The sequence below is a fragment of the Rhodomicrobium lacus genome, from assembly GCF_003992725.1.
In the GTDB taxonomy this organism is placed as follows: domain Bacteria; phylum Pseudomonadota; class Alphaproteobacteria; order Rhizobiales; family Rhodomicrobiaceae; genus Rhodomicrobium; species Rhodomicrobium lacus.
The window spans coordinates 205,941-213,991 of the sequence record NZ_RZNF01000004.1; the positions used below are offsets into that span (position 1 = coordinate 205,941).

Sequence of the window (8,051 nt, forward strand, 5' to 3'; positions counted from 1 at the left end):
TGTCTCTTTTTACTTCTGGAAGATCTGATCGAAGACGCCGCCTTCGCCGAAGTGCTCTTTCTGTGCTTTTTCCCAGCCGCCGAGAAGCCCCTCAACCGTGAATGTTTTCAGCGCCGGGAAACGGCTCGCATGTTTCGCGGCAACCTCAGCATCGCGCGGGCGAAAATCGCGGTTCGCGATGATCTCCTGCCCCTGCGGTGAGAACAGGAATTCGAGATAGGCTGTCGCTTGCTTTCGCGTGCCGCGTCTGTCGACGACCGAATCGACGACCGCCACCGGCGGCTCGGCCTCGATGCTGATCGACGGATACACGATGTCGAACTTGTCCTCGCCGATCTCTCGGGCGAGCGCCAGGGCTTCGCTCTCGAAGGTGATCAGAACATCGCCGATCTGGTTCTGCGTGAAGGTCGTCGTCGCACCGCGTCCGCCGCCGTCGAGCACGGGCACGTTCGCAAACAGCCGCGTGACGAAATCCTTCGCGGCGGCGGCATCCCCGCCTTTCTGGAGGGAATAGCCCCATGCCGAGAGATACGTATAGCGGCCATTACCCGAAGTCTTCGGGTTCGGCACAATGACCTGAAGCCCTTTTTTCGTCAGGTCGTCCCAGTCCTTGATGGCTTTCGGGTTCCCCTTGCGCACGACGAAAACGGTGGTGGTCGTATAGGGGCTAGCCTTGAACGGGAAGCGGTCGCGCCAATCCTTGGCGATGATGCCCTTGTCGGCGATGACGTCGATGTCGGGAGACTGGTTCATGGTAACGACGTCGGCTTCGAGGCCATTGAGGACGGAAAGCGCCTGCTTGCTCGACCCGCCATGCGATTGTTTCACCGTGACAGCTTCTCCGCTCTTCGCCTTCCAGTCGGCCTCGAACGCGGGGTTGATCTCCTTGTAAAGCTCGCGCGTCACATCGTAGGAGACGTTGAAGATCGTCGTCTGCGCGAAGGTTGGTGTCGAGAAGGCGAGGACCGCAAATGCGATCACGGCAGCGAAGGGCGTTCTTGGCAAAGAATTGCTCCAGCTTTTATGGTGTCTGGCGGAATAACGGACCGGAAGGCCGGGCCACGCCCGGCGGCAACGGGTATAGATGGATTTATATGAGCGCGCGTGTCTTGCATCCAGCATATCTTTGCCAAGAAATTGGCAAACGCCGGTTTCGACATCTATCGTCATGCTAATATTTGGCTTATTTTTGGAACAGGATTCTCAGTGCAGAGCATCGGCGAGACGGACTTTTTATTCGCTCCCCTTTTCGGAAATCCGGGCTGATCGCGGAAAATTGCTTGGCACGCCCCCCTGCTGCGAGGCTGACCTTGCCGGCGCTCAGCTTCCGTTGAAATGGACCGTCCCGAAGCCGGATATGTCGTAGCCGCCGAGGTCTTCGGCTTTCGCATGGAACGCAGGAAGTGCGCAAAACTTCAGAAATTTCTGGATTCGCCGCGATGGCTGAAACAAGATCGGATTCCGACCGCTCCATCCCGACGAGGTTGAAGTCTTGCGGTCGCAGCTTTTCGCAAGCGAGCAGCTGACTGAAAATCAGCTCGCTTCCCGCTTCCGGCTGGCGGCAAAGAAGTCGGAGCCCCTTCGCGTCGCGCAATGAGCGCGGCTTCCTCGCAAGATCGGTCCGCATGACAAGCCCGCGCGTGCGGCGCGCCCATTCGATCAACACCCACGGTTCCTTGCCGAAGCGATCTGCGACCGAGGCGACATTCCAGCCGGACGCTTCCGGAATATGCAATCCGGCGGCGACGCACTCGCCGGCCGCCGCGCGGTCGAGACCGTCGAGCGCACCGTCGAGAAACGTCGCGATGCCCGAGCGCGATTCCCGTAATGCCCATTCCAGCAGAGGATCGTGGCTGCCGACAACCACAGCGGGCCTGGCGGATTCCCTGCCATTGACCGAAGCCACGACGGGGGTCTCGCCGCTTCTGGTGCCGAGCCATGTTTCTATTTCCTCGCGCGGAAACAGGAGCTTTCCGGTCACGCGCCGGACCGGCAGCGTTCCAGCGGCCGCAAGCTCGTAAACCTTGCGCTCTTTCACCCGCAGCAGCACGGCGAGTTCACGGGTGGTCAGAAAGTCGGACATGGCTTTGGTGCGAAAATTTCGGATGCGGAAAATAATACCGCAGAATGCGCGATTCCGCAGGGCGAAACATTCCGGCTTCCCTTCAGGCCATCACGTCTCTTTGTGCGTGCACCGCCCTCGGACGGACTGATCGCATTTTACCAGCAGAAACAGGGCCTTGTCGGCACTTAAAGCGGAAAGCACCCTCCCGATGAAACTTCCGGTTCAATGGAATGTTGAATTCGCCTGCCGCCTGATGCGAACGATTGATGAAACGCGCTGAATTTTGATCTTCTTTGCCGTTTCTTCCGGACGCCGTGGAATACGCACTATTTTCGTATATTGCTGAAGCGGTGCCAAATATCATATCAACCCAGGCAAAGCAAAAGTGGAAATACATAAAAACTACGAAAAGGCACCCCAATGGCCAATACGACATCAGAGCTTGAGACGCTCCTCATGCAGCGCTCGCTGACAGATCCGGACCTTCTGTCTGCGGCGGAGAAGGCGGCAGATTACCGGATTCTGCCCGAAGCCACCGTGATCAAGATCGGCGGTCAGAGCGTCATCGACCGGGGCCGCTCGGCGGTCTATCCGCTTGTCGAAGAAATCGTGGCCGTCCGCAAGGCGCACAAACTGCTGATCGGCACCGGCGCCGGCACGCGCGCCCGACACCTCTATTCGATCGCGGCGGGGCTCAACCTTCCGGCTGGCGTGCTTTCACAGCTCGGCGCATCGGTCGCGAGCCAGAACGCCGAAATGATCGGGCAGCTGCTCGCCAAGCATGGCATTTCCACGGTCAGCAACGCGGGGCTCTCGGCTGTGCCGCTCTACCTGGCCGAGGTGAACGCCGTGGTTTTCTCCGGCATGCCGCCCTACGGACTATGGGTGCGCCCTGCCGCCGATACCGTCATTCCGCCGTATCGCACCGACGCAGGTTGCTTCCTCGTTGCCGAGCAGTTCGGAACGAAAGCGATGATCTTCGTTAAGGACGAAAACGGCCTCTACACCGAAAACCCGAAGACTTCGAAGAACGCCACCTTCATCCCGAAGATATCGGTCGACGAGATGAAGGCCAAGGGGCTGCACGACTCGATCCTCGAATTCCCGATGCTCGACCTGCTCAAATCGGCGAAGCACGTTCGCGAGGTACAGGTCATCAACGGCCTCGTCGCCGGCAACCTGACGCGCGCCCTCGCCGGCGAACACGTCGGCACCATCATCACTGCGAGCTAAGGGATCACCGAAATGTCTGCCAACACCATCAAACACGTCGCCTCGCCGCTCGCACGCCAGACGCTCCTCGACGGCCAGCTTACCGCCCCCGTCGCGGGCGTGCGCCCCATCCGCATCCTGCCGTGGCTGCAGGTCGTCAAGATCGGCGGCCGCTCTATCCTGGACCGCGGCCACGAGGCGATCCTGCCCATCGTGGACGAGTTGCGGAAACTGCTGCCGGAGCATCGTCTCCTAATCCTGACCGGCGCCGGTATCCGCGCGCGCCATCTCTATGGCGTGGGGCTGGACCTCGGTCTTCCCGTCGGCTCTCTTGCGCCACTCGCCGCAAGCGAGGCGGGCCAGAACGGCCACATCCTCGCGTCGCTGCTCGCGCCTGAGGGCGTCTCCTATATCGAGCATCCGACCATGGCAGACCAGCTCGCCATCCACCTTTCGGCCGCCCGTGCCGTGGTGGGCAGCGCCTTCCCGCCCTATCATAACCACGAGTTTCCGGGCTCGCGCATTCCGCCCCATCGGGCCGACACGGGCGCGTTCCTGCTCGCCGACGCGCTCGGCGCGGCTGGCCTCACGATCGTGGAGGATGTGGACGGGGTTTACACCACCGACCCGAACGGCCCCGACGGGAAAAGGGCGAAGCTCCTGAAGGAGACGAGCGCCGCCGATCTCGCAAAGCACGAGGGCACACTTCCGTTCGACCGCGCGCTGCTTGAGGTGATGGCCACCGCGCGTCACATCGAGCGCGTGCAGATCGTGAACGGGCTCGTGCCGGGGCGGCTCACCGCAGCGCTGCGCGGCGAGCATGTCGGTACCATCGTTCGCACCGGCGCGCATCCGGCGTAGCCGCACTCAGAATGGGGCGCCTTTATCGAAACGGAGGCGCTCCACTATCTCCCTTCACCGAACGTCGACGCGAAAAAAACGCTTCAGGCATCCCTCGACGCGATGCGCCGAAGCAGCAGCATCAATCCCCAAGCACCGCCAATGAGCGCCGCCGTCAGGCCCGCAGCAGCAAGCGCGGTCGGCGCATGGCGAGGAATGGCGCCTAGTTCGGGCCAGACGACATCCGCCGTATTGTAAGGCTCGCCGGACCATTGGCAGAGCGCGCCGGTTCCATCGAGCAGCAGATCGCGCTCGACCGCCGCTGCGAGCGCCTTCGTTTCCGCGCGCGCGCCGTCCCGGCTCGCCATATGCGAGAGGAGGGCCATGGTCGCCGCGAGATAGGCGTGGCTGCATTCGTTGAAGGGGCTTTCCTCGTCGGTGAGAGCCGACGGTGCGAGCCCCCACAGGCAGGCTGTAAACTGGATTTCCGCATAGTTGCGCAGACGCCAGAGCTTTTCGTCGGGCTTCACCTGAGCGTCGGCGAGCGCGAAAATCGCGGCGCGATGACGCGCGATCACAGCCATCTGCCCATGCGGGATGCTCTCGATGGAGATGCCCCCGGTCGGTCCGATGCTTTTTCTATGGGCCTCGGCGACCGGCGCGACCGCGAGAAAGACAATGGCCGGGACGAGCCCGGCCATCAGAAGCGCCCCGTAATCGGCGATGCGCCTCATGCAGCCACGGGCTTCGCCGCGATGCGTCTGGCAACGGTGCGTTCGGCGAAAAGCCCGAAAAACGCGCCGATCAACGTCCAGACGAGTGCCTGCGTTCCTATCGACGCGGCCCGGAACTGCCACAGCGTCTGCGCCGAGAAGTTTTCCGGCACTTCCTGGATAGTGGGAAGCGCTTCCAGAGCAACGATGACGGCCAGCGCGTAGACGCCAAGGCCGACAAGCGCACCGTTCCACGCTCCGAGGCGATGGGCGAAGATCTTGCCGAGGCTCAGAGAGGCAAACGCCACTGCGAGCGAGAGTGCCATCATGCCGAAATAGAGCGCGGTGCGAATACCGATCGTTTCCGGCGAACCCACGGCGGGCGGGTTGGCGGGATATTTCATCTGCGGCACGAGATAGAGCACGATAAAGCCTGCCAGCGCGAGGAATGCCGCCGTCGCGCGCGGGCTGAGCCGCCCCAGACGGCCCTGAGCGAAGGCGTTGGCGATGCCGAACAGCCCGCCGAGCGCGGTTCCGAACACGACGAGGCCGGTGAGAAGCCCTGCCGTACTCTGGACCTTGCGGCTCACGAGTTCGGGTTCTTCTGCGGCAGCAGGCTCACCGCGTGCCTCTTTGGCGGCCGCCTCGGCCTTGGCGGTCTGTTCTTCAAAGGCAATGGCCTGATCGACCGGCGGCTCGCCGACCGTATAGGCAAAAAGGAAAGTGACGAGCGCGGCGAGAAGCCCGGCGAGCATGCCGCGCGCGAGATAGGAACCAGCCATGTGATTTTCGCTCCGACGTCAGTGGCAGGGGAAACCAAGCAGATGGCGGGCGTCATGGACGGCTTCATGCACCATCATGCCGTCGAAGATCGCCACCGCGCCCTGTTCGGCGCCTACGAAATAGATCGCAAGGAGCGCGATCAGGCCGCCGAAGATGGCCCACGGAAGAATGCTGCTGAGCGGAATGACAAGGTTCGGCACGTCAGCGACGTCGTGCCGGTGGGCGATGTCGGTCATGATATCTCCTTGGGATTGCGCGTCCCGTTCGAGTTATGACGCCGAGAAATTTGAGGGTCTGACTCACGGCTCGGGGACCGTTAACAGTGGCGCGACCGCGCCGGAATTTCACCGGCTTCCTCATCTCGGGCGAGCGGATGATGAACCCCGTGTCGACCGCCGTCAACTCGCTAGATACCGAGCGCGTTGCGAGGAAGTGCCCGGAATGCTCGGACAGGATTGCGCGCCAATAGCAAATGTGTAATCCAGACCGAAGCGCGGCCTTCACGGGATTGCCGTCGCGGTCCGGCAGACCGAGCCGGAAAAGCCGGGGGCTGCATTTTGCAAGTAGCGCATGGATTGGCGGGCCTTGCCACGCTTCTGGCCGTGGCCTGGTGCCTTAGCGAAGATCGCTGGCGTCTTCCCCTCCGCATCGTCGCGGGCGGCATAGCGCTTCAAACAGCCCTCGCCGTGCTGTGCATCGAGTTTCCGCCGGCGACAGCCGTTTTCGCGACCTTGAACGACGCCGTCGGAACTCTCCAGACCGCGACCGACGCCGGGACCGCGCTCGTTTTCGGCTATCTCGGCGGCGCGCCCCTGCCCTTCAGCGAAGTGACGCCGGGCGCGAGTTTCGTTCTGGCTTTCAAGGCGTTTCCCCTCGTGCTCGTCATCAGCGCGCTTGCGAGCCTCATGCTCTACCTCGGCATCCTCCAGCGTATCGTCGGCGGCTTCGCCTTTATCCTGCGAAACACGCTCGGCATCGGCGGCGCGCTCGGTCTCGGCGCGGCGGTCCACATTTTCGTCGGCATGGTGGAAGCGCCGCTTCTGGTGCGCGCCTATCTCAACCGGATGTCGCGCGGCGAGCTTTTTGCGCTCATGAGTTGCGGCATGGCGGGCGTGGCCGGCACCATGATGGTGATCTATGCCTCGCTTCTCGGCCCCGTCATTCCGGGCGCGCTCGGCAACATCCTCATCGCCTCCGTGATTTCGACGCCCGCCGCGCTCGCCATCGCCGCGATCATGGTGCCGTTCGATGCGGGCGCGCGCGAGCCTGCGGTGCTCGAACAGAGCGACCCGCCGTCGAGCGCCCTCGAATCGATCACGCGCGGCACGACCGACGGCATTTTCCTCGTCGCCAGTATCATCGCGATGCTGATCGTCTTCGTGGCGCTCGTTCATCTCGTCAATGCCGGGCTGGGCCTCATTCCCTCTCCGGGCGGCGGAGCGATTACGCTGCAACAGCTTTTCGGGCTCGTATTCAAACCGCTGCTGTGGGCCATCGGTATCGGTGCGAACGAACTCGACACGGCGGCGGGCCTGATGGCGACAAAGACCGTCGTGAACGAGTTCGCCGCCTATCTCGACCTCGCGCGGTTGCCTCCCGACGCGCTGAGCCCGCGCTCGAAGATGATCATGACCTATGCGCTGTGCGGTTTCGCCAATTTCGGCAGCGCCGGGATCATGATCGGCGGCATGACTGTGATGGCGCCCGAAAGGCGCTCGGAAATCGTGGAACTTGCGCCGAGATCGATCGTGTCGGGCACGCTTGCGACGATGTCGAGCGGGGCTGTTGCCGGCATGCTGGCCTAGGGGCCGGCTGAATCGCAATCAGATCGCGGTGAAAGGGTTTGTTTTTCAGGTTTTGGCCAGGCTGCGCCACGACGCTTACGGCGCGCCTTCGAAACGGGGCAGCACTCACTCGACAACTCGAACCGCAACGCGTCGAGCTTGAGGAGAGTTTCGCACAAGAGGCGGCCGAACATGCGGCGCCGCAGATCAGTCGAACGCGAAGCCGGAAGCGCCGCGTTTGGCAAGGGAGGTTGCCGGCGGAACTGCTGCACAAGCGATTCGCATCCAGCGTCGTCCCAATGCTCCTGCCGGACGGGCTTTTGCGCAAGCTTGGCGAACCCGCCGCCGCCCCGCTTGAGCGCGACGCCGAAGAAATCCGACAGCGACGCCCAGACGAAACGCCCGCCGATGTTGAAGGCGGAAAGCAGTCCCGCGAAGCCCGCTGCGATCGCGGCGATCTGCGTCTTCTGCGCCAACCGCAGCAATTTGCCTGCGAAGATCACCTGAAGCATCGGCGACGCCATGCCGATGACGCCGATGCCGGCCAAGAAAGCCAGAACTTGGGGCGGCTTTTTCGGCAAGCGGTTGCAGGAACGCAAAAAGCCCCGCTGGGGGCGAGGCTTTTTTGTGTATAGGGGATTTGGTTTGATATCC

The 8,051-nt window shown here is 62.6% G+C and carries 8 protein-coding genes, 2 pseudogenes and 1 riboswitch; of the genes and pseudogenes, 3 read left to right on the forward strand and 7 right to left on the reverse strand.

Features of this window, described 5'->3' with window-relative positions; genetic code table 11:
• Positions 1 to 9 precede the first annotated feature (9 nt).
• From EK416_RS07195 to EK416_RS18175, 3 genes and pseudogenes are all read right to left on the reverse strand, one after another.
• Entirely contained in the window at positions 10 to 1,005 is a 996-nt protein-coding gene (locus EK416_RS07195) for a sulfate ABC transporter substrate-binding protein (RefSeq protein ID WP_245433978.1), read from the reverse strand.
• Between the two features lie 178 nt (positions 1,006 to 1,183).
• A complete protein-coding gene (locus EK416_RS07200) occupies positions 1,184 to 1,867 on the reverse strand; it encodes a substrate-binding domain-containing protein (RefSeq protein ID WP_342634624.1) in 684 nt (227 codons plus the stop codon).
• Positions 1,868 to 1,987: 120 nt separating this feature from the next.
• Positions 1,988 to 2,083: pseudogene (locus EK416_RS18175) on the reverse strand (helix-turn-helix domain-containing protein); the annotation flags it as partial.
• Positions 2,084 to 2,485: 402 nt separating this feature from the next.
• On the opposite strand from EK416_RS18175, the gene EK416_RS07205 reads away from it, so the two are divergent.
• The gene (locus EK416_RS07205) at positions 2,486 to 3,298 is read left to right on the forward strand and encodes an amino acid kinase family protein (RefSeq protein WP_127076826.1); all 813 of its coding nucleotides are present in this window, start codon (positions 2,486 to 2,488) and stop codon (positions 3,296 to 3,298) included.
• Positions 3,299 to 3,310: 12 nt separating this feature from the next.
• Positions 3,311 to 4,138: an amino acid kinase family protein gene (locus tag EK416_RS07210; RefSeq protein WP_127076827.1), complete on the forward strand. Its 828-nt coding sequence runs from the start codon at positions 3,311 to 3,313 to the stop codon at positions 4,136 to 4,138.
• 83 nt (positions 4,139 to 4,221) lie between these two features.
• Here EK416_RS07210 and EK416_RS07215 read toward each other — a convergent pair whose 3' ends face one another.
• Genes EK416_RS07215 through EK416_RS07225 form a run of 3 tightly spaced genes read right to left on the reverse strand, consistent with a single transcriptional unit; the run spans position 4,222 to position 5,849 of the window.
• Positions 4,222 to 4,851: a hypothetical protein gene (locus EK416_RS07215; RefSeq protein WP_127076828.1), complete on the reverse strand. Its 630-nt coding sequence runs from the start codon at positions 4,849 to 4,851 to the stop codon at positions 4,222 to 4,224.
• Positions 4,848 to 5,612 (reverse strand): CbtA family protein, encoded by a 765-nt coding sequence (locus tag EK416_RS07220; RefSeq protein ID WP_127076829.1) that lies wholly within the window; start codon positions 5,610 to 5,612, stop codon positions 4,848 to 4,850. The genes EK416_RS07215 and EK416_RS07220 overlap by 4 nt, the downstream gene beginning before the upstream one ends.
• An 18-nt stretch (positions 5,613 to 5,630) precedes the next feature.
• On the reverse strand, positions 5,631 to 5,849 hold the full coding sequence (locus EK416_RS07225) for a CbtB domain-containing protein (RefSeq protein ID WP_127076830.1): 219 nt from the start codon (positions 5,847 to 5,849) through the stop codon (positions 5,631 to 5,633).
• A gap of 38 nt (positions 5,850 to 5,887) precedes the next feature.
• Positions 5,888 to 6,028: riboswitch (cobalamin riboswitch) on the reverse strand.
• 139 nt (positions 6,029 to 6,167) lie between these two features.
• Here EK416_RS07225 and EK416_RS07230 point away from each other — a divergent pair.
• Positions 6,168 to 7,418 (forward strand): NupC/NupG family nucleoside CNT transporter, encoded by a 1,251-nt coding sequence (locus tag EK416_RS07230; protein ID WP_425376112.1) that lies wholly within the window; start codon positions 6,168 to 6,170, stop codon positions 7,416 to 7,418.
• A 344-nt stretch (positions 7,419 to 7,762) separates the two neighbouring features.
• On the opposite strand, the pseudogene EK416_RS17970 reads toward EK416_RS07230, so the two are convergent.
• Positions 7,763 to 7,942: pseudogene (locus EK416_RS17970) on the reverse strand (MFS transporter); the annotation flags it as partial.
• Positions 7,943 to 8,051 lie beyond the last annotated feature (109 nt).

Bases quoted from the DNA above. Each gene is read 5' to 3' on its own strand.
- EK416_RS07205 (WP_127076826.1), top strand. From the start codon at position 2,486: ATGGCCAATACGACATCAGAGCTTGAGACGCTCCTCATGCAGCGCTCG.
- EK416_RS07210 (WP_127076827.1), top strand. From the start codon at position 3,311: ATGTCTGCCAACACCATCAAACACGTCGCCTCGCCGCTCGCACGCCAG.
- EK416_RS07215 (WP_127076828.1), bottom strand. From the start codon at position 4,851: ATGAGGCGCATCGCCGATTACGGGGCGCTTCTGATGGCCGGGCTCGTC.
- EK416_RS07220 (WP_127076829.1), bottom strand. From the start codon at position 5,612: ATGGCTGGTTCCTATCTCGCGCGCGGCATGCTCGCCGGGCTTCTCGCC.
- EK416_RS07225 (WP_127076830.1), bottom strand. From the start codon at position 5,849: ATGACCGACATCGCCCACCGGCACGACGTCGCTGACGTGCCGAACCTT.